Here is a 25,755-nt window from a genome sequence, read left to right on the forward strand (position 1 = left end):
CTTCACATCCTGAACAGGCCGAAGCGCGGCCCTTTCGGGATCGGCGCATTCAGGCAGGCGGAAAAGGCAAGACCCAGCACATCCCGCGTCTGGCGCGGGTCGATGATGCCGTCGTCCCAGAGGCGAGCGGTGGCATAATAGGGATTGCCCTCGGCCTCGTAGCCGGCGCGGATCGGCGCCTTGAAGGCTTCCTCCTCTTCAATAGGCCAATTCTCACCGCGCGCCTCCATGGAGTCTCGGCGGATGGTGGCGAGCACCGAGGCCGCCTGTTCGCCGCCCATCACGCTGATGCGGCTGTTCGGCCAGGTGAAGAGAAAGCGCGGGCGATAGGCGCGGCCGCACATGCCGTAATTGCCGGCGCCGAAGCTGCCGCCAATGATGACGGTGACCTTCGGCACGCTCGCGGTCGCAACCGCCGTCACCAGCTTTGCCCCATCCTTGGCGATGCCGCCGGCCTCATAGCGGCCGCCGACCATGAAGCCGGAGATGTTCTGCAGAAAGAGCAAGGGTATGCGGCGCTGGCAGGCGAGCTCGATGAAATGCGCGCCCTTCAGCGCGCTTTCGGAAAACAGCACGCCGTTATTGGCGATGACGGCGACGGGCATGCCCCAGATGCGGGCGAAGCCGCAGACCAGCGTGGTGCCGTAGAGCGGCTTGAACTCATGCAGTTCCGAGCCATCGACGATCCGGCCGATGACCTCGCGCACATCATAGGGCGAGCGCACATCCTCCGGGATCAGGCCGCAGAGATCCTCGGGATCGAGTTTCGGCGGCCGTGGCTTCTGCAGGTCGATATCAATGGCCTTCACGCTGTTGAGAGTGGCTGCGATATCACGCACGAGCAGCAGCGCATGTTCGTCGTTTTCGGCGACATGATCGACGACGCCGGAGCGGCGGCCATGGGTTTCGGCGCCGCCGAGCTCTTCGGCCGAAATGATCTCGCCGGTCGCGGCCTTCACCAAAGGCGGGCCGGCAAGGAAGATCGTGCCCTGATTGCGCACAATGACCGTTTCGTCGGACATGGCGGGCACATAGGCGCCGCCGGCGGTGCAGCTTCCCATCACGCAGGCGATCTGTGGGATTCCCTCGGCCGACATCTGCGCCTGGTTGTAGAAGATCGCGCCGAAATGATCGCGGTCGGGAAAGACCTCAGCCTGATGCGGAAGATTGGCGCCGCCGCTGTCGACGAGATAGATGCAGGGCAGGCGGTTCTGCATGGCGATCTCCTGCGCCCGCAGATGTTTCTTCACCGTCATTGGGAAATAGGCGCCGCCCTTCACCGTCGCGTCATTGGCGACGATCATCACCTCGCGGCCGGACACGCGGCCGATGCCGGCGATGATGCCGGCGCCGGGCGCCTCGTCATCATACATGCCGTTGGCGGCCAGCGTGCCGATCTCCAGGAACGGGCTGCCGGCATCGATGAGCAGCTGGATGCGATCGCGCGGCAGGAGCTTGCCCTTGCCGGTATGGCGCTCGCGCGCCGTTTGCGATCCGCCCTCGCGCGCTTTCGCCGAACGATTGAGGAGTTCGTCGATCAGGGCTTTATTCTTGCTGGCATTGGCCTTGAAGCTGTCGCTGTCGCGATCGATCGCAGTCGAAATCACCGTCATGATGCGATGAGCTCCCGGCCGATCAGGTAGCGGCGGATCTCATTGGTGCCGGCGCCGATATCGTAAAGCTTGGCGTCGCGCAAAAAGCGTTCGACCGGCCATTCCTTGGTATAGCCGGCGCCGCCGAGCGCCTGGATCGCCTCCAGCGACACTTTCACGGCGTTCTCGCTGGCGAAAAGGATCGCGGCAGCAGCATCCGTGCGCGTCGCGCGGCCGGCATCGCAGGCGCGGGCGACGGAATAGACATAGGCGCGCGCCGAATTCAGCGCCACATACATGTCGGCGATCTTGCCCTGCATCAGCTGGAAATCGCCGATCGCTTTGCCGAATTGCTTGCGATCGCGCACATAGGGCAGCACGACATCGAGGCAGGCTTGCATGATGCCGAGCGGCCCGCCGGCAAGCACGGCACGCTCATAATCGAGGCCGGACATCAGGATCTTCACGCCTTCTCCCTCCCGGCCCATCAGCGTCTCGGCCGGCACCGCGCAATCCTCGAACACCAGTTCGGCCGTGTCGCTGCCGCGCATGCCGAGCTTGGAGAGCTTCTTGGAGACGCTGAAACCAGGCAGGCCCTTTTCGATGATGAAGGCGGAAATGCCTTTCGGGCCGGCTGCGGGATCGGTCTTGGCATAGACAACAAGCACATCGGCATGCGGCGCGTTGGTGATCCAGAACTTGGTGCCGTTCAGAATATAGCGGTCGCCCTTCTTCTCGGCACGCAACCGCATGGAGACGACATCGGAACCGGCTCCGACCTCCGACATGGCGAGCGAACCGACATGTTCGCCGGAGATCAGCTTCGGCAGGTGGCGGCGCTTTTGTTCCGGCGAGGCCCAGCGGCGGATCTGGTTGACGCAGAGGTTGGAATGAGCGCCGTAACTCAAGCCGACGGAGGCCGAGGCGCGCGAAACTTCCTCCATGGCGACGACATGATCGAGATAACCGAGACCGGCGCCACCGAATTCTTCCTCGACGGTGATCCCATGCAGGCCGAGCGCACCCATCTCGGGCCAGAGCTGGCGTGGAAACGTGTTGCTTTCGTCGATCTCCACAGCCAGCGGAGCAATATGATCGGCGGCAAACCGCGCCGTCGTTTCACGGATCGCGTCCGCGGTTTCGCCGAGCGAAAAATCAAACATGGCACTCCTCCCGCTGAAATATGTAGCGCGGGTTGCGGCAGGGTCAAAGTGCCCTTGAATGATGCGACCGAAGAACCTTGTGAATTCTTGGCGAGGGCGCGTGAGTGCCATTTTCTTGAAAATATGGGAAATATGGAATATATGGAAATTAAACCGGAGACGATAATCATGCGACAGTTCACGACAGGTGATCTCAATAAACAGATTGGTGATGTCACCGATGTCGCGAGCCGCGAGCCGGTCATTCTTACCCGCCACAACAAGCCACGTTTCGTGCTGATGAGCTATGAGCACTATCAGCGAATGCGCAGCGGCGGGGACCCGCGTCGTGCCCATCACATTTCGGAGATGCCGGACGAGCATGCCGAATTGTTCGGCGAGGCGATTGAGCGGCTGGCGCACGGTGAAGGCTACGACGATGAGCCATGAGTTTCGTCCTGGCGAGGTGGTTACCTATCCCTATCTCTGGGCGTGGCAACAGCAGCGTGGTGAGACCGAGGGGCGCAAACAGCGCCCAGTCTGTGTCGTCATCGCCATCCGCAGTGCGAGCGATGGAAACACGCATCTCGTCCTTCTGGCAATCACCACACAGTCGCCGGAGGTGGGAAGGGTTGCGCTGGAAATTCCCGATATCGAACGCCGGCGCGCCGGTCTCGGTGATCTCAAACAGAGTTGGATCGTCGTCGACGAATATAATTACGATATCGTCGAGCGATCCTGGTACATCGAGCCTCATCAGGCGGTTCTTGGCCGCTTCAGCAAGTCGTTCATGATGAAGATTGCCGCCATGTTCGCGAAAGCGCGAGGCCAGTCAGGGCGGATCAATCGATTCGACTGACAGGCCCTCGATTTCCGCTCCGTCCCGCCGAAAGCCCTCGGGGCTCTTGCCCACCCATTTGCGGAAGGCCCGGAAGAATGCGCTCGGCTCGGAATAGCCGAGCTGCACGGCAATCTCACCGATGGTCATCGACGTGTTCAGCAGCAGTTCGACGGCGAGATCCCGGCGGATGTCGTCCTTGATGGCGGCATAGCTTTGTCCCTCGTCGTGCAGGCGGTGGCGGAGCGTGGAGGGCGGCATGCGCATATCGGCGGCAAGCTTGGTGAAGCTCGACCAGGCAGCCGGTGTGGCCTGGCTCAGGCGGCGGCGGACGGCGGCGGCGATGCCGGCATCATAGCGGTAGCGCACCAGAATATTGGCGGGTGCGCCGCGCAAGAATTGCTTCAAGGCCTGTTCACTGCGTGAGATCGGCAAATCCAGCAAGGCGCTGTCGAAGCCGAGCCGGCTGATGGCTTGCGAGAAACGCACCGGGGCGCCGAAGAAGAGCCGGTAGTCGGCCCCTTGTTTGGGTTCCGCGCAGCGGAAATCGACGAGCCGGATCGGAATGCGCCGGCCGACCAGCCAGCAGATGATGCCGTGCAGGATGATCCAGTAGGTGCGGTAGGCGAAGGCCGAACGCGGGCCGCCGGCATCGCTGAGCTCGATCTCGGCCAGACCGTCGCGGATGACGAGCCGTCCCCGGGGGTCGTCGAGCACGACATCGAGGAAGCGCAGCGCCCGGCGGAGCGCTTGACCCAGCGTCGGCGCATGCAGCACAGAGTGGCAGAGCAGCGTGAAGCTGCCGCTGCGCATCGGTCGTGCGCCCATGCCGAAGAATTCATCGTCGAGCTCGGCAGCAATCGCCAGCCAGAGCGCGCCATAGGTCTCCGCCGAAACCGGCTGATCGACCGGGGATGCCAGGCCGACGCGGGCAAGGACCGGCGCCGTCGGCTTGCCGAGCCGCCGCAGGCTGTCGAGTGCCTCCTCCACGAAGCCCGGCGCGATCATGCGTCGCTCGATCTCGGCCATTCTATCCTCGCTATGGCAAAACTGGCCGAAATTATGGAGCAGTTCTGTCATCGCTTGCAATAGGTGGAGCGAATAGAATCGTATCCGTCGGTTGCGCTTGGAGGGGCGCGGTCGGCAGGGAGGAAGACATTCATGCTGATCCGTGGAGCAAGTTTCATCGTGACCGGCGGCGGCTCCGGCTTGGGTGCGGCAACAGTGCGCGCGCTTGTGGAGGCCGGCGGGCGCGTGACGATTGCCGATCTCAATATGCAAGCGGGGGAAGAGATTGCCCGGGGATTCGGAAGCGATGCCCGCTTCGTCAAGGCCGATGTAACCGATGGCGAGGAGGGGGCGGCGGTGGTTGCCGCTGCCGTCAAAGCCTTCGGCAGCCTGCGCGGTTTGGTGAATTGCGCGGGCGTGGCGCCGGCCGAAAAGGTGATCGGTCGCGACGGACCGCACCGGCTGGAGAGTTTTGCGCGCACGGTCGGCATCAATCTCATCGGCACGTTCAACATGATCCGGCTGGCCGCCGCAGCGATCCAGACGACCGAGCCGGATGCGGAAGGCGAACGCGGCGTCATCGTCAATACGGCCTCGGTTGCCGCCTTCGACGGCCAGATCGGCCAGGCAGCCTATGCCGCCTCCAAGGGCGGGGTGGCGGCGATGACCTTGCCGATCGCCCGCGAGCTTGCACGTCACGGCATTCGCGTCGTGTCGATCGCACCCGGCATTTTCGAGACACCGATGATGGCTGACATGCCAGCAGAGGTTCAGGCGGCGCTCGGCAAGAGCGTGCCCTTTCCGCCGCGGCTCGGCCGTCCGGCGGAATTCGCCGGGCTGGTGCGTCATATCTTTGAAAACAACATGCTGAACGGCGAGGTCATCCGCCTCGACGGCGCATTGCGGATGGGCGCGCGCTGAGCGCGTTGCCCAGAGGAGGAAACATGACATTGCAGGATCCCATCGTCATCGTCGGTGCAGCGCGCACCCCGATCGGCAGCTTTCAGGGAGAGCTGAAGGAGGCGACAGCGCCGGAACTGGGAGCAACGGCGATCCGCGCGGCGCTTGAGCGGAGCCGCGTCGAGGCCGCGGTGATCGAGGAGGTCGTCTTCGGCTGTGTACTGCCGGCGGGGCAGGGGCAGGCGCCGGCGCGCCAGGCGGCGATCCATGCCGGTCTGCCCTTCGCCACGGCGGCGAGCACCGTTAACAAGATGTGCGGCTCAGGCATGAAGGCCGTGATGATGGTGCATGACCTGATCGCCGCCGGCAGCGCTTCTGTAGCGGTTGCAGGTGGCATGGAAAGCATGACCAATGCGCCCTATCTCCTTGACAAGGCCCGTGGCGGCTACAGGCTCGGCCATGGGCGTGTCGTGGATCATATGTTCCTCGACGGGCTGGAGGATGCTTATGACAAGGGGCGCTTGATGGGCAGCTTCGCGGAGGATTGCGCCGAGGCCTATCAGTTCACGCGCGAGGCGCAGGACAGCTACGCCATCACCTCGCTGACGCGGGCGCAGAAGGCGATCGCCGAAGGCTGTTTCGAAAGCGAGATCGTGCCGGTCACGGTAAAATCGAGCAAGGCCGAGCAGGTGGCGAGCCGCGATGAACAACCCGGCAAGGCGAAGCTCGACAAGATCCCGACGCTGAAGCCCGCCTTCCGCGAGGGCGGCACGGTGACTGCCGCCAATTCCAGCTCGATCTCCGATGGCGCGGCAGCCCTGGTGCTGATGCGCCGTTCCGAGGCGGAGCATCGCGGCCTGAAGCCGCTCGCCACCATCCTCGGCCATGCCACGCATTCACAGGCGCCCAATCTTTTCGCCACCGCACCGATCGGCGCGCTGCAGAAACTGTCCGATCGCACCGGCTTGCCACTGTCGGAGGTCGATCTGTTCGAAATCAACGAGGCTTTCGCCGTCGTCGCCATGGCGGCGATGCACGATCTCAACCTGCCGCATGAAAAAGTGAACGTGCATGGCGGCGCCTGCGCGCTCGGCCATCCGATCGGCGCTTCAGGAGCCCGGATTCTGGTGACGCTGCTTGCGGCGCTGGAGCGATACGACCTGAAGCGCGGCATGGCCGCGCTCTGCATCGGCGGCGGCGAGGCGACCGCCGTTGCCATCGAACGGCAATAGGAGAGGGAGAGAACAGATGATCCTTTCCGACCTCCAGCAGCAGATCTCAGATCTCGCCCGCGACTTTGCCCGCGACCGGCTGGCCCCGGGGGCAGCCAAACGCGACCGGGAGCATCTCTTCCCGCGCGAGGAACTGAAGGAAATGGGCGAACTCGGGCTGCTCGGCATGCTGGTGCCGGAAGCCTATGGCGGATCGGATACCGGTGTGATTGCTTATGCGGCGGCGCTGGAGGAAATTGCCGCGGGCGACGGACCGTGTTCGACGATCATGAGCGTGCATAGCTCCGTCGGCTGCGTGCCGATCCTGAAATTCGGCACCGAGGAGCAGCGGCAGCGCTTCCTGCCGAAACTGGCCAGCGGCGAATGGATTGGCGGCTTTGCGCTGACCGAGCCGCAGGCCGGTTCCGATGCCTCCAACCTGAAGACCCGGGCGCGGCGTAACAGTGACCACTACGTGCTCGACGGCTCCAAGCAATTCATCACCTCTGGCAAGAACGGCGACGTCATCATCGTCTTTGCCGTCACCGATCCCGATGTCGGCAAGAAGGGCATCACCGCCTTCATCGTGCCGACGGATACACCGGGCTACGAGGTGATCCGGGTCGAGGAAAAACTTGGGCTGCATTCCTCCGATACCTGCCAGATCGCCTTCAACGGCATGCGCATCCCGGCAGAACTCAGGCTAGGTGCGGAAGGCGAAGGTTACCGCATCGCGCTCGCCAATCTCGAGGGCGGGCGGATCGGCATCGCGGCACAGGCCGTCGGCATGGCGCGGGCGGCCTTCGAAGCGGCGCGCGACTACGCCCGGGAGCGTACGGCCTTCGGCAAGCCGATCTTTGAGCACCAGGCCGTTGCCTTCCGCCTTGCCGATATGGCGGTGCGGATCGAGGCGGCGCGGCAGCTCGTCTTTCACGCCGCCTCCCTCAGGGAGGCCGGACTGCCCTGCCTGTCGGAAGCCTCGATGGCGAAGCTCTTTGCCTCCGAGATGGCCGAGCGCGTCTGTTCCGATGCGATCCAGATCCATGGCGGTTATGGCTACATGGCCGATTATCCGGTCGAGCGCATCTACCGCGATGTGCGCATCTGCCAGATCTATGAAGGAACGAGCGACGTGCAGCGCATGGTGATTGCCCGCAATCTATAAGCACCATATCCGACCCTGCTTCCGGAGGAGAGGAGCAAGGCCGGCAAAGGGAGGAAAGAAAAGACATGGTGGATTCCGCTCGTTTGAGCCTGCACGTCCCCGAACCCGCCGTCCGCCCGGGCGGTCAGCCCGATTTTTCCAATGTCAAGATTGCCAAGGCCGGTTCGGTGCCGCGGCCGGAGGTGGATGTCGCATCCGAAGATATTCGTGACCTCGCCTATTCCATCATCCGCGTTTTGAACCGCGAGGGCGAGGCGGTCGGTCCCTGGGCCGGTTCGCTCTCCGATGAGGCGTTGCTGACCGGGCTTCGCAACATGATGAAGCTGCGTGCCTTCGACGCCCGCATGCTGATGGCGCAGCGGCAGGGCAAGACCTCCTTCTACATGCAGCATCTCGGCGAAGAAGCCGTCAGCTGCGCCTTCCGCAAGGCGCTCGAAAAGGGAGACATGAATTTCCCGACCTATCGCCAGGCAGGCCTGCTGATTGCCGACGACTATCCGATGGTCGAGATGATGAACCAGATCTACTCGAACGAGAGCGATCCTCTGCGCGGCCGGCAACTGCCGATCATGTATTCCTCCAAGGAGCACGGCTTCTTCACCATCTCAGGCAATCTCGCCACCCAATATGTGCAGGCTGTCGGCTGGGCGATGGCCTCGGCGATCAAGAACGACAGCCGCATTGCCGCCGCCTGGATCGGCGACGGATCGACGGCGGAATCGGATTTCCACTCGGCGCTCGTTTTCGCCTCGACCTACAAGGCGCCGGTCATTCTCAACATCGTCAACAATCAGTGGGCAATCTCCACCTTCCAGGGCATTGCCCGCGGCGGTTCCGGCACTTTCGCCGCCCGCGGCCTTGGCTTCGGTATTCCGGCGCTGCGTGTCGACGGAAACGACTATCTCGCCGTCCATGCCGTCGCCCATTGGGCGGCCGAGCGCGCGCGGCGCAATCTCGGCCCGACGCTGATCGAATATGTGACCTATCGCGTCGGCGCGCATTCGACTTCCGACGATCCGAGCGCCTATCGGCCCAAGACGGAATCGGAGGCCTGGCCGCTCGGCGACCCCGTGCTGCGGTTGAAGAAACATCTGATCATCAAGGGCGCATGGTCGGAGGAACGGCATGTGCAGGCCGAAGCCGAAATCATGGACGAGGTGATCGAGGCGCAGCGCCAGGCGGAGGCGCATGGCACGCTGCATGCCGGGGGCAGGCCTTCGGTGCGCGACATTTTCGAGGGCGTCTATGCCGAGATGCCGCCGCATATCCGCCGCCAGCGACAGAAGGCGGGGTACTGACATGGCCAGAATGACGATGATCGAGGCCGTGCGCAGCGCCATGGACGTCTCGATGGCACGTGACGACAACGTCGTCGTTTTCGGCGAGGATGTCGGTTATTTCGGCGGCGTCTTTCGCAGCACACAGGGCCTGCAGGCAAAATACGGCAGAACACGCTGCTTCGATACGCCGATCAGCGAATCCGGCATCGTCGGCACGGCGATCGGCATGGCGGCCTACGGGCTGAAACCCTGTGTCGAAATCCAGTTCGCCGATTACATGTATCCGGCCTATGACCAGCTGACGCAGGAGGCGGCGCGCATCCGTTACCGTTCCAACGGCGATTTCACCTGCCCGATCGTCGTGCGCATGCCGACCGGCGGCGGTATCTTCGGCGGCCAGACGCACAGCCAGAGCCCGGAGGCGCTTTTTACCCATGTCTGCGGGCTGAAGGTGATCGTGCCTTCCAATCCCTATGACGCCAAAGGCTTGCTGATCGCGGCGATCGAGGATCCCGATCCGGTCATGTTCCTGGAGCCGAAGCGCCTCTATAACGGCCCCTTCGACGGCCATCACGAGCGGCCGGTGACGCCCTGGTCGAAACACGACCTCGGAGAGGTGCCCGATGGCCACTACACCATCCCGATCGGCAAGGCCGAAGTGCGGCGCGCGGGATCGGCGGTGACGGTCGTTGCCTACGGCACCATGGTGCATGTGGCGCTTGCCGCGGCCGAGGATGCCGGCATCGATGCCGAAGTGATCGATTTGAGAAGCCTGCTGCCGCTCGATCTCGATACGATCGTCAAATCGGTCTCGAAGACGGGACGCTGCGTCGTCGTGCATGAGGCAACCCTGACATCCGGCTTCGGCGCCGAGGTGGTAGCACTGGTGCAGGAGCATTGCTTCTATCATCTCGAAGCGCCGGTGGTGCGCGTTGCCGGCTGGGACACGCCCTATCCGCATGCGCAGGAGTGGGACTATTTCCCCGGTCCCGGCCGGGTCGGGCGGGCGCTTGCCGAAGTCATGGAGGCCTGAGCCATGGGCGAATTCATCATCAAGATGCCCGATGTCGGGGAGGGGGTCGCCGAGGCCGAGATCGTAGAATGGCATGTGAAGACCGGAGATCCCGTCCGCGAGGACATGGTGATCGCCGCTGTCATGACCGACAAGGCCACGGTGGAAATTCCGTCTCCTGTCAATGGCACAGTCACCTGGCTTGCCGGCGAGGTCGGAGACCGTATTGCGGTCAAGGCTCCGCTGGTGCGGATCGAGACGGCGGGAAATGTCGGCGAGGTTCAGCCCGTAGGGATTTCGCAGACGCCGATTACTGAGACGCCCAAGGCCGAGATTGCAAAACCTGCTCCGGCAGCGCCAACTCCTGCGGCGATACCAGTGCCTGCGGCGCCGCCGCCGCCGGCCGAAAAGCCGCTTGCCGCTCCCTCGGTGCGGCTCTTCGCCAGGGAAAGCGGTGTCGATCTCAGGCAGGTGCAGGCGACAGGACCAGCCGGGCGTATCCTGCGCGAGGATATCGAGCAATTCCTAAGCCAAGGGACCGCGCCTGCAACGGCAAAGAACGGCTTTGCCAGGAAGACGGCGACCGAGGAGATCAAGCTGACCGGCCTGCGCCGCCGCATTGCCGAGAAGATGGTGCTTTCCGCCTCGCGCATCCCCCACATCACCTATGTGGAGGAAGTGGATATGTCCGCGCTCGAGGAGTTGCGCGCGACGATGAACGGCGATCGCAGGCCTGATCATCCGAAGCTGACGGTTCTGCCCTTCCTGATGCGGGCGCTGGTCAAGGCCATCTCCGAGCAGCCTGACGTCAACGCCACTTTCGACGACGATGCCGGCATCATCACGCGCCATAGTGCCGTGCATATCGGCATCGCCACGCAGACGCCGGCCGGTCTGACCGTTCCGGTGGTGCGGCATGCCGAAGCCCGCGGCATCTGGGATTGCGCCGCCGAGATGAACCGGCTGGCGGAAGCGGCGCGATCGGGTACTGCGACACGTGATGAGCTGTCCGGCTCCACCATCACCATCAGTTCGCTCGGCGCGCTCGGCGGCATCGTCTCGACACCCATCATCAATCATCCTGAGGTGGCGATCATCGGCGTCAACAAGATCGCCACACGACCGGTCTGGGATGGCACGCAGTTCGTGCCGCGCAAGATGATGAACCTCTCCTCCAGCTTCGATCACCGCATCATCGACGGCTGGGATGCGGCAAACTTCGTGCAGCGCATCCGCACGCTCATCGAAACGCCTGCGCTCATTTTTATCGAAAGCTGAGATCCATGAAAGAGATCGTCTGCAAGCTCCTCGTCATCGGCGCCGGTCCGGGAGGTTATGTCTGCGCCATTCGCGCCGGGCAGCTCGGCATCGATACCGTCATCGTCGAGGCCGGCAAGCCGGGTGGCACCTGCCTGACGGTCGGCTGCATTCCCTCCAAGGCGCTGATCCATGCGGCCGAGGAATTCGACGCGACGCAAAAGATGCTTGCCGGCAAGAACCCGATGGGCATCCGCGTCGAAGGCGCGTCGATCGATCTCGGCAGGACGATTGCCTGGAAGGACGGGATCGTCGGCCGGTTGACGAGCGGTGTTTCAGGGCTGCTGCAGAAGGCGCGAGTCAAGATCGTCCACGGCCGAGCCCATTTCCGCGACGGCAAAACGGTGGAGGTGGAGACAGAAACCGGCCAGCAGATCATCCGCGCCGAGACCGTGGTGATCGCCACCGGTTCCGATCCGGTGGAGCTTTCGAACTTGCCTTTCGGCGGCCGCGTCATGTCCTCGACAGAGGCGCTGTCGCTAACGGAGCTGCCGAAAAAACTCGTCGTGATCGGCGGCGGTTATATCGGGCTGGAGCTCGGGACCGCCTTTGCCAAGATCAGGTCTGATGTGACGGTCGTCGAGGCGACGCCGCAGGTGTTGCCGCAATATGATGCCGAACTGGTGCGGCCTGTCATGCGCAAGCTGACTGAAGGCGGTATCCGGCTGTTGACAGGCGCGAAGGCGATCGGCCTTGCCGACAATGGCGAGGCGTTGGTCGTCGAAACGGCTGATGGCCGGCGTGAGACCCTGCCGGCCGACCGTATCCTCGTCACCGTCGGCCGCCGCCCAAGAACCGCAGGATCCGGTCTCGAAGAGCTCGATCTCGATCGTGCCGGGCCTTATCTGAGGATCGACGACCGTTGCCGCACCTCGATGCGCGGCATCTATGCGATCGGCGATGTGACCGGCGAGCCGATGCTTGCCCATCGGGCCATGGCGCAAGGCGAGATGGTGGCGGAAATCATCGCCGGGAAGAAGCGCGCCTGGGACAAGCGATGCATCCCCGCCATCTGCTTCACCGACCCGGAGATCGTCAGCGCCGGCCTGTCGGCGGTGGACGCGAGGGCGCAAGGCTATGAAATCCGCACCGGCCAGTTTCCGTTCAGCGCCAACGGACGGGCAATGACGATGCTGTCTGAAGAAGGCTTCGTGCGCGTCGTGGCCCGCGCCGACACCAATCTCGTGCTCGGCCTACAGGCGGTGGGAGCCGGGGTCTCCGAGCTCTCGGCGGCTTTTGCGCTGGCTATCGAGATGGGTGCGCGCCTGGAAGACATCGCCGGCACCATCCACGCGCATCCGACCCGCAGCGAAGCGGTCATGGAGGCGGCGCTGAAAGCTTTGGGAAGCGCTCTGCATATCTGAGCCGAAGCCTGAGACCGTGGCCATCCGAACGGTGAGGCGCTCCGGGATGATTGCAGCGCGTCTCTTTCCGGCTTCCTTGCCAGTCGCAGCAAGGAAGTCTGTGTGGCAATGGCGAGTTGCCATCAGCGGCGGATATCGATGGCTTGGCGTGGCATTTTCTCGGCGTTTTGCAGGCGGCAATGAACCTGACACAGGCAGGCGCGAGCGGCCGCGTGCTGCGGCGCGTCATCGACCTCGGGATGTCGGCATGGCCGCTGAAATAGCAGATGCGGGGAATGCACGGGAGCGAGCTTCGTGACAGATCATAGCGGTTTCAGGAAGCAGGCTTCTAGGGACCTGCGTCTTGATAACGATCATGAGAAATTGGCTCGTTTCACCACTCAATATACTGGGTGGGCCAAGAGTTCTTATCCCATCAAGAGCACTAAACAGGCGAGGCCCCGGCTGAGTCGAGCGCTTGACAACGATTGCTTCGAGTCTTTCTCGCAACACCTAAGCGGGAACTGTAATCTTGGACGGATTTGGCTGGATTAGAGCGATTCAGTTGCGGTATCCGTAGGACTGCGAAGCGATTTGCGCGAGCGGGACAGCTAGAGACAGCACGTCCGCATCTCCTGAAGTAGGACCTTGATGAACGCGGATATGATAGCCGCCTGGGCGGTGGAAAATGGATTCCATGCGATGGATTCCGGGAATTATCGTCGCCATGACGATGCAGGTGTGATCACGATCGAGATAAAGAGGATGTCATTCCTCCTCATCGATGAGAGGCAAGGATTGCGACCGCGCCTCATATCGCGGTTGTTCAAAGACATATCCCTCGCAAGCGGGAGCGGCCGCTTGCAGGGTCTTCTTCGTGACCGCAATCCCAATCATTGAGTCCTGACGCGATCCCCCAGCCTAGCCAATTCAGGTGGCCGATCATGGCTGACGCCGATGAGCACCGTCGCAAACGTTCAACACGTTCAGTATTTCTTCTTGCGAACGATCTTGTTGCCGCGGGGTCCGCTCACGACCGGTGTTCGGTCGCGGTTTTCGGCAAGCAGGTTCCGCCAGCGTTCCAGGCGATCGGCGACCAGGGCACCGCTTGCGACAGCTGCCTGGACCGCGCACCCCGGTTCATGGGCATGGGTGCAATCGCGAAAGCGGCAAAGCGGCGCCAGTTCAGTTATTTCAGCAAAGAGGGTGTCTATACCGTCGGCAACATCACTCACGTAAAGCGTTCTTATTCCCGGCGTATCGATGACCCAGCCGCCGCCTGAAATTGCATGCAGGGATCGCGCCGTGGTTGTGTGTCGGCCCTGCGCGTCATATTCGCGGATGGTGCCTGTCTTTTGCTTTGTGTCAGATTCAGGCCCGGTCATGGTGTTCACCAGCGTTGATTTTCCGACACCAGAAGATCCCACCAACGCAACCGTCTGGCCAACGCCGCACCAGGGCCTCAACAGGGAAACGGCGTCCGCGGAGCGCCCATTCAAGGCAATGACAGGCAGGTCGCGCTGCAAAGCTTCGGCTTGCGCCTGGAACAAGCCGGCATCTTCCGCGGTGTCAGCCTTCGTCAGCACAATCACCGGATTGCTCCCGGCCTGGTTGGCCATGATCAGGTAACGTTCCAGCCGAGCAAGATTAAAATCGGCATTGCACGAGGTCACGATCAACAGGGTGTCGACGTTGGCGGCAACAAGTTGCTGGCCACGCCCGCCTTCCGGGCGTCGTTGAAAGACGCTTTTTCGGTCGAGACGTCTGATAAGCATGTCAGTCAGTGCATCGGCAAGAACCCAGTCGCCGACCGCGTAGTCACCTGTACTGGTATTGGATGGAAATTCGAGTCCGACCGGCCCGGTGACATCGATTGCCTCGATGCGTGCCCGGTGAACTGAAGCGATGCGTCTGGGGATCAAGTCCGCTTCGCTGGGCTGGACTTGGTCCGCGAAGAATTCAGACCACCCAAGCAGTTCCAGCGGCGAAGAAAGTTGGGAGCTGGTCAAATCCTGTTCCACATTCGTTAAGGCTGACACAAAGGGTTTTTCAATGATCTTCCGCGGCTCCTCGCCTAGCTGCGTGGATGATCCCGTTTTGGCAACGAGGTTGCGTAAGCAGCAGCTTCGCCGGGGTATGGGAAATCGTCCCCGAGCTGACGGTCGCCGTCGTAGACTTTGAAGCTAGGCCCTTCAACTTCAACGATCTTATAGCCATTCACGTATTCGATCTTCGGTGTTTTCCAGCCCATCAAAAGCTCTCCAGTCCGGTCCGAGGTTTCTCTCTGAAGATGGTGCCAAGACCTCACACTCGGCGGTCTATGACCTATCAGGTACTTCACGATTAGCCAACGCCGGTTCGATCCGCTCAAGGCCTGCAGGTACATACCTGTAATTCGGAGCGGAAGGTCGACCCATTATAGGCAAAGCTCTTCATACTGATTTTCAAATGTAATTCGACGCCAGGCAGAGGTCCCGGCCATCGCCGATCATGACCCTGAAGCGCCAAGGCCGTCCACTGGGACTCTCGGCAACTTTCGAAACCGTAGCGGAATGATACCCAATGCGAAGAACGTCGCCGATCTGCGAGGAGTCCATGCTTCGGAAGGGTCTTGCGGCCCCTCTCATCAATTATTAGCTTTTTCCCGCTTCTGTGCGTTTGAAGGCGTCTCGCCGGCGCACAACGCCATAACTCATGCCCCGGAAGAGATCCCGATCGCCAGTCCGTCGCCACGTGGATCATGCGCGCCGGTCGCCATGCCGTCCTCGTCGATAACGATCACACCTGCCTGCCCTGCAAGCGGGCTCTGCGCCTCGATCGGTGACAGTGCGTGGCCTCGTGCGGCCAGTTCGGCAAACACCGTTTCGCCGGCATCGCTTTCCAGCTTGAGGCTGTCACGGCTGTCGGAAAAGGTCTTGCCGAGAAGAAAGCGTGGACCGGCCAGCGCTGCTGCTGGTTCCTCGTCGAAGTCGATCAGCCGGGTCAGCACCATTGCCAGCGTCTGCGGCTGGCCGTCGGCGCCTTGCGTGCCATAAAGCAGGGCGGGCCTGCCGTTGCGCAGGCCGAGGCCGGGATTCAATGTATAGAAAGGCCGCTTGCCGGGTGCGATGGCATTGACGTGCTTGGGATCGGACGAAAAGGCCGCCCCGCGGTTCTGCCAGAGAATACCGGTATCACCGACCACCACGCCGCTGCCCCAGTCGAAATAGGTGCTCTGCAAGACGCTGACGCTGCCGCCCTCTGCGTCGGTTGCGGCGAAGAACACGGTGTCGCCGCTGCGAAACGGCGCCGGCCATTCGAGCGCTCGTGCTGGATCAATGGAGGCTGCCGCCTGCGCAAGATGCTGCGTGCTCAGCCATTCCTCCACCGGCTGCGGCACGACATCTGGATCGGCAATGCCGCCGCGGTCGAGGAAGGCGCGTTTGACGGCTTCGACGCAGAGATGGAGATGATCGGCGCTGCCGGCCTTTTGGCTGGCAAGATCGAAATGGGCGAGAATGCCCATGATCGCCAGTGTCAACAGACCCTGTGTCGGCGGCGGCGGCGCAAGCAGCTCGAAGCCGCGATACGAGAGACTGACGGGTGGCGCTTCGCGCGTTCGGGTTGCCTTGAGATCGTCGCTGGTCAGCGCAGAGCCCACGGCCTGCAGGCCCGCCGCAATCCTCGTGCCGAGTTCGCCTTCGTAGAATGAACGCGGCCCATCACGGGCAATTAGCGAAAGCGATAGCGCCAAATTCTCCTGCCGGAACAGGCTGCCCGTTTCCGGCGCCGCGCCATCCGGCATGAAAAGTGCGGCAAAACCCGGCCAGCCGGCTGCCTCCGCCTGCCGGAAGCCAAGCCAGAAGCTCTGCGAACGCGTAACAGGAAATCCCTCTTCGGCATGACGGATCGCATCGGCAAGCAAGACTGGGAAATCGATCTTTCCGCGCCAGTGCCGTGCGGAATAGTCATGCGCGTGCCGCCAGGCATCGACGGCGCTGGCCGAGGTCAGCGCCGAAAGCGGTCCGCGCAGCGGAATACTGTCGCCGAAATCCGGCAGTTCCCGCGCTGCTTGCCCGATGCCGAGAAAACATGTTTTCCGCCCGCTGCGATCGGCAACGATCCAGACGGAATCGCCGCCAAGACCGCAGAAATGCGGATAGACGACGGCAATCGTGCTGCCGATGGCGATCGCAGCCTCAAGCGCATTGCCGCCGGCTCGCAGGATCGCCGCGCCTGCCTCGCTCGCCAGCGCATGTGGGCTTGTTACCATGCCGCCGCGCCCGGCTGCCTGTCTCGTGGAATCCCGTTCTGCCGGTGTCGTCACGCTCAACTCTCGCTCGGTCTATGGCCTGTAAAGCGCACGATAGGTCCGATAACCCCGATCATAAACCGCTGCATTGTCGGGATTGGGGAGGATTCTGTCACCTTGGCCGACAAAGGCCGTCACGCCGGACCAATCCTCGGTCAATCCCGCACCGATCGCCGCTGCCCAGGCGACACCGAGGCAGGAGCCGGGATGGCCGGTGAGACCCTGCAGTGGCTGCTGCAGCACGTCGGAAACGATCTGCATCCAGATGCGGCTCTGCGATCCTCCGTCGGAAACGATGAAACGCGTTGTCGGATGGCCGATGTCGTTCAGCACGTCGATATGATGGCGCAGTGCATAGGCGTAGGCTTCCAGCATCGCCCGCCAGAGATGGCCGATATGATGCGACAGCGTCAGCCCGTCGATCAGGCCGCGCGCACCGGCATCATGGATCGGCGTCTTCTCGCCGAGGAAGTAAGGCAGGATCGTCAGCCCGTCCGCGCCGGGCGCGCATGCCGCCGCCAGCCGATCGAGATAGTGGTGCGCGGATATTCCCTCCGCCTTTGCCGCGATCTCCTCGCGTCCGGCGAAGGTGCTGATGAACCAGTTGAGCCCCGAGCCGCCGGTCGACATGCAGCCGTTCGGCATGTAAAGCCCCGGAACCAGATGATAATCGAGAAACATGCGAGGATCGGGCCGCACGACATCCGTTGCCGTCAGGATATCGACGGCACCCCCGAATTTCAGCAGCACGTCGCCCGCCTTGTTGATCCCTGCGCCGAAGGCCGAGGCGATCATGTCGGCTGCCCCGCCGATAACAGGCGTTCCGGGTGCGAGCCCCGTCGCCTTGGCCGCCTCATCGGTCACGTGGCCAAGCACCTCATGCGAAGCGGCCTTCCTCGGAATGGCGTCCCGCCGCACTCTGGCAAGCCCGATCAGTTCGTCATCGAGCCTGTCGGTATTGATATCGACGAAGCCCGCTTCCAGCGCCCAGTTCTGCTCGATGGCCTTTTCGCCGGTTAGCTTCCAGTTGATGAAATCATAGGAGCCCATGACCGTGGCGACGCGCTCGAAGACCGCGGGCTCATGCCGGGCGATCCAGCGAAGCTTCGCCGTCACCAGCTGCTGGTTGATGCCGTTTCCTGCCCTGGCGAGAAAATCCGCTTCGTTCCATTCGGCCCTAAGTTCCTCGACCTCCTTGCCGCAGCGCCCGTCGCTCTGCTGGATGCTCGGCCTCAGCACGTAGCCGGCGTCATCAAGCAGCACGACGGCCGGCAGCATGCCGGTCACGCCGACGGCCGAGATTTGCCTAGCCTCGATCCCGCTCGTTGCAATCAGTTCCCTGATGATCTCGCAGACATTCGACCACCATTGCGCCGGGTCTTCCTCGGCCCAGCCGTGCTGCGGTGAATGAAGCGTCGACGGCCGTGAGGTGAGGCCGAGCACGCGGTTCGGCAGTTCGATCAAGATGCCGATGGTGGAGGTGGTGCCGATATCGAGGCCGAGCGTGATGGACATGGCGGTTCCTCTCGTTCAGCGCAGCGCCTCGACGATCTCCATGAAGCGCTTTACCCGGTCGCCGTCGACCGGGTTCCAGGTATTGCCGTCCACCTTGAAATGCGTGCCGATGATGACGCCGCTGGCAACGCTCAATATGTCGCGCACATTGTCCTTGTTGACGCCGGTATTGGCAAAGACGGGGACATCCTTGACCGTTTCGCAGACACGCCTGAGGTCCGATTGATCGACCGCCTGTCCAGTCAGCGGTCCCGACACCAGGATGGCGTCGGCGAGCGACGAGAACACGGCGCTCTTCGCCCTGAGTTCAATCGGTCGCTGGTCCAGCGAATGGGCAAATTCCGCGTTGATGTTGAAGAGCATCTTCATCTCGTCGCGGCCGAGGCTATGTCGCAGCCGTGCCGCCTTGGCGCAATCCGGCTGCCAGATGCCCATGTCGGAGGCGAAGACGCCGGTGAAGATCTCGCGAACGAAGCTCGCGCCCGTCACCGCGCCGATCGCAACGCTTGCCGAGGGATCCCAGAGATAGTTGACGCCGAACGGCACGGTCAGATGCGGCTTCACCCGCTCGACGATCGACGTCATTGCCGCCAGCCCTTCCGGCGGGGCCTGGAAGACGTAGGGCCGGTCGTTCTCATTGCCGAACATGATGGCGTCGACGCCGCCCGCCTGCAGCTTCTCGATGTCGGAAAGCACGTCGTCGACGAGCTTGTTCACACCGGTGGCGGCGTCATAGGCGGGCGAGCCGGGCAGGGCTCCGATATGCGCCATCGCGATGACCGCCTTCTTCTTGACGCCAAAAAAGTCGAAGACCATGCGGGAACTCCCTGAAGCGAAATCGAATGGAACAGTCATCCGCCGGGGGACGGATGCGGGAAAGGGCAAATTAAAGCAGCGGCTGCTCCTCGGGCGCGATGCGCACATCGACGCCAGCGGCGGCGAGCGCATCGGCAAGATCGGCCGGCGGCATGGCATCGGTGATCAGCATGTCGAATTGCTGCAGCGGCGCGATATGCACCAGCGACATACGCTTGAACTTGGTGGAATCGCAAAGCACCACCTTCTGCGTGGCGCGGCGCAGATAGACCCGCTTCATGTCGGTGTCCTCGAAGGAATAGTCGTAAATTCCCTGCGCCGTAATCCCGGACACGCCAACGAAGGCGATGTCGAACCAGAGTTCCTCGAATTGCGAAACGGCCGATTGGCTGCTGATCGCCATTTCCTCGCCACGCATGCGCCCGCCCGGCAGGTAGACCTCGCCAAAGCCGGTGCCGAGCTGCACGGCGTTGCGCACGCCATTGGTGAAGATCTTCGTATGCGGCTGGTTGAGCAGCAGGCCGGACAGCAGATAGGTCGTGGTGCCGACGTCGAGTGCCAGGGTGCGTGCTCCGGCGGCAACGCCTGCCGCCGCCATCGCGATGGTCCGCTTCGCGGCGGCATTGCGCGTCAGCCGGGATTCGAAAGTCGGCTCCTCGCGGTCGACAGCCTCGTTGGCGATCGGCTCGAAGGCCTTGCCGCTGCGCACCGCGCCGCCATGGGTGCGCACCAGCCTGCCATCCTTTTCGAGTTCGATCAGGTCGCGGCGGACGGTCATTTCGGAAACGGCAAGCTGGGAGGCGACATCGCTGACGGAGACCGCGCCTTTGCGGGCCAGTGTCTCCAGGATGCGCGCATGCCGCACCTGGGCCAGAACCTTCGGTTTTTCCGCTGCGGCGACCATCTGCTGTTCCGCGTCCATGATACCGTTCTCACCCTCCCGCCGTCGCAACATCGTGGCTACGATTGTCTGATTGTTGCTCCCTATGTATCGAATGACTCGAACAAATTCAAACATAAATTTTTCTTGTTGTGTATGATTTTGTTGTTATATGATCGGTGATGTTTCCAGTCGATGAGGGCGAACATGCAGTCTCCGAGCTTTCCAGAACTATCCGGCAAGCGTGCGATCGTCACCGGCGGGGCGACTGGGATAGGGCGTGCGATCGCGACCTCGCTCTCCCGCCAGTCGATCCAGGTGGCGATCTGCGACATCAACCTGGCGGCCGCCGAACAGACGGCGGCCGAGATCGGCAACGGCGCCACTGCCTATGCGATCGACGTTCGCAAGCGCGCCTCCGTCGAGGCGACCTTTTCCGAGGTGGTCGAGAGGACGGGCGGTTACGAGATCCTCTGCGCCAATGCCGGCGTCTCCACGATGCAGCATGCGCTGGAACTGACCGACGAGGAGTGGGACTATAATTTCGACGTCAACATTCGCGGCATCTTCCTGACCAACCAGATTGCTGCTCGCCGTTTCACGAGCACCGGGACCGGCGTCATCGTCAACACCGCCTCGCTCGCCGCAAAGATCGGCGCACCGTTGCTGGCTCATTATTCCGCCAGCAAGTTCGCCGTGCTCGGCTGGACGCAGGCGCTCGCCCGCGAGCTCGCGACTTCGGGCGTTCGCGTCAACGCCGTCTGCCCCGGTTTCGTCAAGACCGGCATGCAGGAACGCGAGATCGCCTGGGAAGCGAGCCTGCGCGGCGTCACGCCCGAACGCGTCGTTGCGGATTATATCGCCCAGACGCCGCTCGGCCGGCTGGAAACGCCTGAAGACGTGGCCGACGTCGTCGTTTTCCTCTGCTCGAATTCGGCCCGCTTCATGACCGGGCAGGGCGTCAACGTCACCGGCGGCGTCTACACGACCTGACCCGTCCAGGACCTGCAACAGGCCTCCCCGTTCAGCAAGGAAAGAGCATGGCTGAAATCGTCTTCGACCAGATCAGCAAGAGCTATGGCGATGGCTATGCGGCGATCCGCAATCTGGACATGACCATCCGCGACAGCGAATTCCTGGTCCTCGTCGGCCCCTCCGGCTGCGGCAAGTCGACGGCGCTGCGTATGATCGCCGGCCTGGAGGAGATCACCGATGGCCGCCTGACGATCAACGGCGCCATCGTCAACGACCTTGCCCCGCGCGATCGCGATATTGCCATGGTCTTCCAGTCCTACGCGCTTTACCCGCATCTGACGGTGGCCGAGAATATCGGCTTCGGCCTTCGCGTTCGCGGCCTCGACAAGGCCGACATCACCCGCAAGGTGCAGGAGACGGCAAAGCTCCTGGAGCTCGAGGACTATCTCGCCCGCAAGCCCGCCCAACTCTCCGGCGGCCAGCGCCAGCGCGTCGCCATGGGCCGGGCGCTCGCCCGCAGCCCTCAGGCTTTCCTGATGGACGAGCCGCTCTCCAACCTCGATGCTCGCCTGCGTGGCCAGATGCGTGCCGAAATCGCCCGCATGCAGAAGATGTCGGGCATCACCACGGTCTATGTCACCCACGACCAGGTCGAAGCCATGACCATGGGTGATCGCGTCGCCGTCATGAAGAGTGGGGTCCTGCAGCAGCTCGGCACGCCGCGCAGCCTCTATGATCAGCCGGCCAATCTCTTCGTCGCAAGCTTCATGGGCTCGCCGGCGATGAACCTACTGGCGACCGATCTCTTCGCGACGGAGAACGGCCCCGAGGCTCGCTTCGGCCAGGCCTCCATCCTTTTCTCGGGCGAGGTGCTCGCCGAGCGGCCGCGCATCGCCGCCGCCGCCGGGCGTGCCGTTGTGCTCGGCATCCGACCGGAAGCATTCCAGCCGGTCGACGCAGGCGGTCTCCCTGGAACCGTTGCCTTCGTCGAGGATCTTGGCGCCAACCTGCTCGTTCACGTCGATGTCGAGGCTGCCGACCGGTTGAAGTCGCTTTCGGCCGAAGAGGACGATGTGACGCTGTCCGCCCCGCGCCTGCGCGTCATCATCGACGCTACCCGCCGCGTCAAGATCGGCGAGCGCCTGTCACTTGCCGCCGATCCCGCCCGCATCCACGTCTTCGATGCCGCCACCGAGGCGGCCATTCGCGCCTGACGTTGTGTCTCTTTAGTGAATGCCCTTCGTCAGGCCCTGGACGAAATAACGGTTGAGGAAAAGCACGATCAGTACGATCGGGATCGTCGAAAAATGCGCCAGCGCGCCGAGCGTGCCCCAGGTGATGTCCTTCGTTCCATAGGCTGAAAGCAGCGCCACCGAGATCGGCTTGGAATCGAGCCGGGTGAGAAACATCGGGTAGAGGAAGTCGTTCCAGGAAAACATCAGGCAGAACAGCGTGGAGGCGACGACGCCTGAGCGCACCGCTGGCAGCGCCACGCGCCAGAAGGAGCCGAAAAGCGTGCAGCCATCTGTCAGCGCTGCCTCTTCCAGCTCCTTCGGCAGGCTGCGGAAATAGGAAAACATCATCCAGGTGACGAAGGCCGAATTCAGCATCGCGTTGATGAGCACGACGGAGATCCAGCTGCCGAGCAGCCCGATATCGCGCATCATCAGATAGAAGGGGATCAGCGCCGCCACCGCCGGCACCATGCGGATCGCCATGAAGAAATAGGCAACGGCAATGGCATAGCGGCTGGTCGAGCGTGCCAGCGCATAGCCTGCCGGCACGCCGAGAAGCAGCGACAGGATCACCGAACCGCCGGCGATCAGCAGGCTTGACGATACGAGGCTCCAGACATCGAACAGGCGGAAGACCGTCGCGAACTGCTCGAGGGTCGGTGTAAAAGTCAGTTTTGGCGGGATCGAGAAGATGTCGCGCGACGGCTTGTAGGCGGTCGATGCCAGCCACAGGAAGGGCAGCAGGAAAAAGGCGAGCATGACAAGGATGAAGGCGCGCTCGCCGATGCGGCTCAAGGTGCGTGTGCTCATCGCCCGTTCGCCTTTCTGTCCGCCTTGCGGATCAACAGGATGAAGCCTGCCGCGATTACGGCGATGCAGATCAGTGTCAGGTTGGAGATCGCCGAGGCGCGGCCGATATTGAAGAATTCCAGACCCTGCTTCACCGCATGCAGCATCAGCGTGTTGGTCGCGTTGCCCGGCCCGCCGCCCGTCGTCACGTAAACGCTGTCGAAGATGCGGAAGGCATCGATGGTGCGCAGCGTCAGCGCCAGCAGAATCGAAGGCAGCATCAGCGGAATGACGATGATTCTCAGCCGCTGCAGCGCCGTTGCCCCATCCACTTCCGATGCCTCGAGAATATCGCCCGGCAGCGCTTTCAGGCCAGCCAGCAGGATCAGCGCCACCAGCGGCGTCCATTCCCATATGTCCACGAAGATAAGGGTCGCCAGCGCCGAACTCGGATTGGCAAAAAGCCCACGCGGATCGGAAAGCCCGAACTCGGCGAGATAATAGCCGACAAGCCCGTAATCGGAGAGCAGCAGCGCCCGGAAGATCAGTCCAACCACCAGCGGCGTGATCGTCACCGGTATCAGGATCAGCGCGAGGCAGATCCGGTTGAAGCGGTCATCGCGCCAGAGCGCCAGCGCAATGGCAAAGCCGAGCAGCAGTTCGACAGTCACAGCGCCGACGGTGAAGATGACGGTATTGACGAAGGCCCCGCGTGTCACCGGGTCGGAGAGAAGGTCGATATAGTTGCCGAGGCCGACGAAATGCGTCCGCGCCGGCTTCAGCAGATTATATTCGTAGAGGCTGAACCAGATGCCCTGCGCCAGCGGCCAGACGCCGATGACGAGCACGTAGATGACGGCCGGCAGTGTCATCAGGATGAAGAACAACCGCCTGCGCTCGAGATAGGAAACGCTCAAGGCCGGGGAGGGCTTCAGCGCGGAAGTGAGGGATAGGGTCACGTCATGTCCATCGGGTTCCTGGTTCGATGCGCGTCCCGGGGATCGAGCCCGGGGCTCACCCGATCATGAAGCCCGAGGCGCATCGGATCAATGGTCTCGAAATGGCAGGGCCGCGACATAGGCCGCGGCCCCTGGGAGGAACCGTTTTGTTCTCAGAAGAGCTTTGCAGCGGCTTCCTGAGCTGCGTCGAGCGCCTTCTTGGGATCGGCATTGCCAACGAGCACGTCGTTGACGGCGGTGCCGAGCAGGTCCTGAATCTCTGGATATTGCGGGATGCGCGGACGATATTCGCCGTCACCATGCTCGAAGGTTTCGGCGATGACAGGCAGGAAGGGGAACTTCTTCAGCAGATCGGGATCGGTCATCTCGCTCTTGCGCAGGAAGCTGCCGGCGCCCATCATGTTGAATTCCTTGTGCACCGGCGGGCTGACCAGCCACTTGATGAAGGCCCAGGCGGCTTCCTTCTGCGTGTCCTTGATGCCGGCGTTGATCGCCATGCCCCAGCCGCCGATCCCATAGACCTTCGGAAGGCCAGCGCCGCGGGGCGCCGTCGTGATCGCCACCTTGTCGACGATCTTGGAAATCGACGGATCATAATAGCCGGGCGCGCCGACCGACCATGTCTGCATGGTCGCGGCAATGCCCTGGCGGAAGCTTTCCTCGCGTCCGCCCCAGTCATAATTAACGGCGCCGGGAGGTGCCGCTTTCATGAAGAGGTCCTTATAGACGGTCAGGCTCTTGATATTAGCTTCGGAATTCAGCGCCGGCTTGCCGTCGGAGCCGAGGATCGAACCGCCCATCTCGGTATTGTACTGCATCCAATCCTGGGCGACCGCCGGGCCTTTCTGGCCGTTGGCGACGAAGCCGTAGATCTTCTTGCTGGGGTCGGTCAGCTTGTAGGCGGCCTCGACCATTTCCTCCATCGTCGTCGGCGCCTTCAGGCCGGCGGCGTCGAAGAGATCCTTGCGATAGGCAAGCACGTTGGCATAACCGGCAAAAGGAAAGGCGACCTGCTTGTCTCCCCAGTGGCCAAGCGCGTTGAGAAGCGTCGGATAGATGTCGTCGAGCTTCAGTTCGGCGGCGTCGCGCTTCATCCACTCGGTGAGATCGACGGTGTATTTGTTTTCGGCATATTGGCCCGCCCAGACGATATCCATCGTCACCAGGTCATAGCCGCCGGTGCCGCCGACGAAATCGGTCGTGGTCTTGGTCAGCAGCGAGCCATAGTCGAGAATGTCGACCTTGACGTTGGCGCCCGTCTCCTCGGTGAACTTAGGGGCGATGGCAGCCAGAACGGCGGCGAACTGGTCGTTCTGCGAGGCAAGCGTGAGCGTGATGCCCTCATATTTCTTGTCGGCGCCGATGGCGGAGCCCACAAATGCGACCGAGACGAGGCCCGCGATCGCCAATTTCCGTGTGAGACTGTTGAGCGATTTCATATTTGCTCCCCTTTTTTGATTGGCTTGAGGCACTATACATCAAACAAA

General features: G+C 62.6%; 24 protein-coding genes. 12 read left to right on the plus strand and 12 right to left on the minus strand.

The window, feature by feature from the left end; all coding sequences use genetic code 11:
• Positions 1 to 2 precede the first annotated feature (2 nt).
• Positions 3 to 1,613 carry a carboxyl transferase domain-containing protein gene (locus tag J3P73_RS32100; RefSeq protein ID WP_018483032.1) on the minus strand — a complete coding sequence of 537 codons (1,611 nt, stop codon included), beginning with the start codon at positions 1,611 to 1,613 and terminating at the stop codon, positions 3 to 5.
• Positions 1,610 to 2,755, minus strand: coding sequence for an isovaleryl-CoA dehydrogenase (locus tag J3P73_RS32105; protein WP_075225131.1), 1,146 nt, complete (start codon positions 2,753 to 2,755; stop codon positions 1,610 to 1,612). Before J3P73_RS32105 ends, J3P73_RS32100 begins: the two co-directional genes overlap by 4 nt.
• A gap of 168 nt (positions 2,756 to 2,923) precedes the next feature.
• Here J3P73_RS32105 and J3P73_RS32110 point away from each other — a divergent pair, with 168 nt between their 5' ends.
• Positions 2,924 to 3,184 carry a type II toxin-antitoxin system Phd/YefM family antitoxin gene (locus J3P73_RS32110; RefSeq protein WP_024322537.1) on the plus strand — a complete coding sequence of 87 codons (261 nt, stop codon included), beginning with the start codon at positions 2,924 to 2,926 and terminating at the stop codon, positions 3,182 to 3,184.
• A complete protein-coding gene (locus J3P73_RS32115; protein WP_207580217.1) occupies positions 3,174 to 3,593 on the plus strand; it encodes a hypothetical protein in 420 nt (139 codons plus the stop codon). Before J3P73_RS32110 ends, J3P73_RS32115 begins: the two co-directional genes overlap by 11 nt.
• On the opposite strand, the gene J3P73_RS32120 is transcribed toward J3P73_RS32115, so the two are convergent.
• Positions 3,567 to 4,652: an AraC family transcriptional regulator gene (locus J3P73_RS32120; protein WP_130689040.1), complete on the minus strand. Its 1,086-nt coding sequence runs from the start codon at positions 4,650 to 4,652 to the stop codon at positions 3,567 to 3,569. The two genes, J3P73_RS32115 and J3P73_RS32120, sit on opposite strands and share 27 nt — an antisense overlap.
• Positions 4,653 to 4,733: 81 nt before the next feature.
• On the opposite strand from J3P73_RS32120, the gene J3P73_RS32125 reads away from it, so the two are divergent.
• From J3P73_RS32125 to J3P73_RS32160, 8 genes are all read left to right on the plus strand, one after another.
• Positions 4,734 to 5,501 (plus strand): 3-hydroxyacyl-CoA dehydrogenase, encoded by a 768-nt coding sequence (locus tag J3P73_RS32125; RefSeq protein WP_130680718.1) that lies wholly within the window; start codon positions 4,734 to 4,736, stop codon positions 5,499 to 5,501.
• Between the two features lie 23 nt (positions 5,502 to 5,524).
• Positions 5,525 to 6,712, plus strand: a complete 1,188-nt coding sequence (locus tag J3P73_RS32130) for an acetyl-CoA C-acyltransferase (protein ID WP_131715431.1) — start codon at positions 5,525 to 5,527, stop codon at positions 6,710 to 6,712.
• Between the two features lie 16 nt (positions 6,713 to 6,728).
• The gene (locus tag J3P73_RS32135; protein WP_130726279.1) at positions 6,729 to 7,856 is read left to right on the plus strand and encodes an acyl-CoA dehydrogenase family protein; all 1,128 of its coding nucleotides are present in this window, start codon (positions 6,729 to 6,731) and stop codon (positions 7,854 to 7,856) included.
• A gap of 65 nt (positions 7,857 to 7,921) precedes the next feature.
• On the plus strand, positions 7,922 to 9,154 hold the full coding sequence (locus tag J3P73_RS32140) for a thiamine pyrophosphate-dependent enzyme (protein WP_018071835.1): 1,233 nt from the start codon (positions 7,922 to 7,924) through the stop codon (positions 9,152 to 9,154).
• A gap of 1 nt (position 9,155) precedes the next feature.
• Positions 9,156 to 10,169 carry an alpha-ketoacid dehydrogenase subunit beta gene (locus tag J3P73_RS32145; protein WP_027667215.1) on the plus strand — a complete coding sequence of 338 codons (1,014 nt, stop codon included), beginning with the start codon at positions 9,156 to 9,158 and terminating at the stop codon, positions 10,167 to 10,169.
• A gap of 3 nt (positions 10,170 to 10,172) precedes the next feature.
• The gene (locus tag J3P73_RS32150; RefSeq protein WP_130774432.1) at positions 10,173 to 11,426 is read left to right on the plus strand and encodes a dihydrolipoamide acetyltransferase family protein; all 1,254 of its coding nucleotides are present in this window, start codon (positions 10,173 to 10,175) and stop codon (positions 11,424 to 11,426) included.
• Between the two features lie 5 nt (positions 11,427 to 11,431).
• Entirely contained in the window at positions 11,432 to 12,829 is a 1,398-nt protein-coding gene (lpdA, locus tag J3P73_RS32155) for a dihydrolipoyl dehydrogenase (RefSeq protein WP_130691905.1), read from the plus strand.
• 630 nt (positions 12,830 to 13,459) lie between these two features.
• Positions 13,460 to 13,708: a hypothetical protein gene (locus J3P73_RS32160; protein ID WP_130691909.1), complete on the plus strand. Its 249-nt coding sequence runs from the start codon at positions 13,460 to 13,462 to the stop codon at positions 13,706 to 13,708.
• Positions 13,709 to 13,794: 86 nt separating this feature from the next.
• On the opposite strand, the gene rsgA is transcribed toward J3P73_RS32160, so the two are convergent.
• The 6 genes from rsgA to J3P73_RS32190 all read right to left on the minus strand — a co-directional run bounded on the left by rsgA (position 13,795) and on the right by J3P73_RS32190 (position 20,352).
• Positions 13,795 to 14,847, minus strand: a complete 1,053-nt coding sequence (gene rsgA / locus J3P73_RS32165) for a ribosome small subunit-dependent GTPase A (RefSeq protein ID WP_130691911.1) — start codon at positions 14,845 to 14,847, stop codon at positions 13,795 to 13,797.
• 35 nt (positions 14,848 to 14,882) lie between these two features.
• A complete protein-coding gene (locus J3P73_RS32170) occupies positions 14,883 to 15,059 on the minus strand; it encodes a hypothetical protein (RefSeq protein ID WP_018071841.1) in 177 nt (58 codons plus the stop codon).
• A 441-nt stretch (positions 15,060 to 15,500) separates the two neighbouring features.
• Positions 15,501 to 17,060, minus strand: coding sequence for a gamma-glutamyltransferase family protein (locus tag J3P73_RS32175; RefSeq protein ID WP_207580267.1), 1,560 nt, complete (start codon positions 17,058 to 17,060; stop codon positions 15,501 to 15,503).
• Between the two features lie 72 nt (positions 17,061 to 17,132).
• Positions 17,133 to 18,614: an FGGY-family carbohydrate kinase gene (locus J3P73_RS32180; RefSeq protein ID WP_130698496.1), complete on the minus strand. Its 1,482-nt coding sequence runs from the start codon at positions 18,612 to 18,614 to the stop codon at positions 17,133 to 17,135.
• A gap of 15 nt (positions 18,615 to 18,629) precedes the next feature.
• Positions 18,630 to 19,430 carry a BtpA/SgcQ family protein gene (locus J3P73_RS32185; RefSeq protein ID WP_130698495.1) on the minus strand — a complete coding sequence of 267 codons (801 nt, stop codon included), beginning with the start codon at positions 19,428 to 19,430 and terminating at the stop codon, positions 18,630 to 18,632.
• Positions 19,431 to 19,500: 70 nt separating this feature from the next.
• Positions 19,501 to 20,352 carry a DeoR/GlpR family DNA-binding transcription regulator gene (locus tag J3P73_RS32190; RefSeq protein WP_130698494.1) on the minus strand — a complete coding sequence of 284 codons (852 nt, stop codon included), beginning with the start codon at positions 20,350 to 20,352 and terminating at the stop codon, positions 19,501 to 19,503.
• Between the two features lie 165 nt (positions 20,353 to 20,517).
• Here J3P73_RS32190 and J3P73_RS32195 point away from each other — a divergent pair, with 165 nt between their 5' ends.
• Positions 20,518 to 21,303, plus strand: coding sequence for an SDR family NAD(P)-dependent oxidoreductase (locus J3P73_RS32195; protein WP_130698493.1), 786 nt, complete (start codon positions 20,518 to 20,520; stop codon positions 21,301 to 21,303).
• Positions 21,304 to 21,350: 47 nt separating this feature from the next.
• Entirely contained in the window at positions 21,351 to 22,499 is a 1,149-nt protein-coding gene (locus tag J3P73_RS32200; protein WP_130693512.1) for an ABC transporter ATP-binding protein, read from the plus strand.
• A gap of 12 nt (positions 22,500 to 22,511) precedes the next feature.
• Here the strand turns inward: J3P73_RS32200 and J3P73_RS32205 are convergent, their stop codons facing one another.
• The 3 genes from J3P73_RS32205 to J3P73_RS32215 form a co-directional block, all read right to left on the minus strand.
• Positions 22,512 to 23,330, minus strand: coding sequence for a carbohydrate ABC transporter permease (locus tag J3P73_RS32205; RefSeq protein WP_027688863.1), 819 nt, complete (start codon positions 23,328 to 23,330; stop codon positions 22,512 to 22,514).
• The gene (locus tag J3P73_RS32210; RefSeq protein ID WP_024322519.1) at positions 23,327 to 24,268 is read right to left on the minus strand and encodes a carbohydrate ABC transporter permease; all 942 of its coding nucleotides are present in this window, start codon (positions 24,266 to 24,268) and stop codon (positions 23,327 to 23,329) included. The genes J3P73_RS32205 and J3P73_RS32210 overlap by 4 nt, the downstream gene beginning before the upstream one ends.
• 152 nt (positions 24,269 to 24,420) lie before the next feature.
• A complete protein-coding gene (locus J3P73_RS32215; protein ID WP_024322518.1) occupies positions 24,421 to 25,707 on the minus strand; it encodes an ABC transporter substrate-binding protein in 1,287 nt (428 codons plus the stop codon).
• Positions 25,708 to 25,755 lie beyond the last annotated feature (48 nt).

The sequence above is a fragment of the Rhizobium ruizarguesonis genome, from assembly GCF_017357285.1.
Taxonomy (GTDB): domain Bacteria; phylum Pseudomonadota; class Alphaproteobacteria; order Rhizobiales; family Rhizobiaceae; genus Rhizobium; species Rhizobium ruizarguesonis.

What these genes read in the sequence shown, in the direction of transcription:
- J3P73_RS32125 (WP_130680718.1), top strand. Translation starts at nt 4,734, where the DNA reads ATGCTGATCCGTGGAGCAAGTTTCATCGTGACCGGCGGCGGCTCCGGC.
- J3P73_RS32205 (WP_027688863.1), bottom strand. Translation starts at nt 23,330, where the DNA reads ATGAGCACACGCACCTTGAGCCGCATCGGCGAGCGCGCCTTCATCCTT.
- J3P73_RS32175 (WP_207580267.1), bottom strand. Translation starts at nt 17,060, where the DNA reads ATGGTAACAAGCCCACATGCGCTGGCGAGCGAGGCAGGCGCGGCGATC.
- J3P73_RS32110 (WP_024322537.1), top strand. Translation starts at nt 2,924, where the DNA reads ATGCGACAGTTCACGACAGGTGATCTCAATAAACAGATTGGTGATGTC.
- J3P73_RS32190 (WP_130698494.1), bottom strand. Translation starts at nt 20,352, where the DNA reads ATGGACGCGGAACAGCAGATGGTCGCCGCAGCGGAAAAACCGAAGGTT.
- J3P73_RS32160 (WP_130691909.1), top strand. Translation starts at nt 13,460, where the DNA reads ATGAACGCGGATATGATAGCCGCCTGGGCGGTGGAAAATGGATTCCAT.
- J3P73_RS32200 (WP_130693512.1), top strand. Translation starts at nt 21,351, where the DNA reads ATGGCTGAAATCGTCTTCGACCAGATCAGCAAGAGCTATGGCGATGGC.
- J3P73_RS32180 (WP_130698496.1), bottom strand. Translation starts at nt 18,614, where the DNA reads ATGTCCATCACGCTCGGCCTCGATATCGGCACCACCTCCACCATCGGC.
- J3P73_RS32140 (WP_018071835.1), top strand. Translation starts at nt 7,922, where the DNA reads ATGGTGGATTCCGCTCGTTTGAGCCTGCACGTCCCCGAACCCGCCGTC.
- J3P73_RS32115 (WP_207580217.1), top strand. Translation starts at nt 3,174, where the DNA reads ATGAGCCATGAGTTTCGTCCTGGCGAGGTGGTTACCTATCCCTATCTC.
- J3P73_RS32195 (WP_130698493.1), top strand. Translation starts at nt 20,518, where the DNA reads ATGCAGTCTCCGAGCTTTCCAGAACTATCCGGCAAGCGTGCGATCGTC.
- J3P73_RS32215 (WP_024322518.1), bottom strand. Translation starts at nt 25,707, where the DNA reads ATGAAATCGCTCAACAGTCTCACACGGAAATTGGCGATCGCGGGCCTC.
- J3P73_RS32170 (WP_018071841.1), bottom strand. Translation starts at nt 15,059, where the DNA reads ATGGGCTGGAAAACACCGAAGATCGAATACGTGAATGGCTATAAGATC.
- J3P73_RS32100 (WP_018483032.1), bottom strand. Translation starts at nt 1,613, where the DNA reads ATGACGGTGATTTCGACTGCGATCGATCGCGACAGCGACAGCTTCAAG.
- J3P73_RS32130 (WP_131715431.1), top strand. Translation starts at nt 5,525, where the DNA reads ATGACATTGCAGGATCCCATCGTCATCGTCGGTGCAGCGCGCACCCCG.
- lpdA (WP_130691905.1), top strand. Translation starts at nt 11,432, where the DNA reads ATGAAAGAGATCGTCTGCAAGCTCCTCGTCATCGGCGCCGGTCCGGGA.
- J3P73_RS32105 (WP_075225131.1), bottom strand. Translation starts at nt 2,755, where the DNA reads ATGTTTGATTTTTCGCTCGGCGAAACCGCGGACGCGATCCGTGAAACG.
- J3P73_RS32120 (WP_130689040.1), bottom strand. Translation starts at nt 4,652, where the DNA reads ATGACAGAACTGCTCCATAATTTCGGCCAGTTTTGCCATAGCGAGGAT.
- J3P73_RS32135 (WP_130726279.1), top strand. Translation starts at nt 6,729, where the DNA reads ATGATCCTTTCCGACCTCCAGCAGCAGATCTCAGATCTCGCCCGCGAC.
- J3P73_RS32150 (WP_130774432.1), top strand. Translation starts at nt 10,173, where the DNA reads ATGGGCGAATTCATCATCAAGATGCCCGATGTCGGGGAGGGGGTCGCC.
- J3P73_RS32185 (WP_130698495.1), bottom strand. Translation starts at nt 19,430, where the DNA reads ATGGTCTTCGACTTTTTTGGCGTCAAGAAGAAGGCGGTCATCGCGATG.
- J3P73_RS32145 (WP_027667215.1), top strand. Translation starts at nt 9,156, where the DNA reads ATGGCCAGAATGACGATGATCGAGGCCGTGCGCAGCGCCATGGACGTC.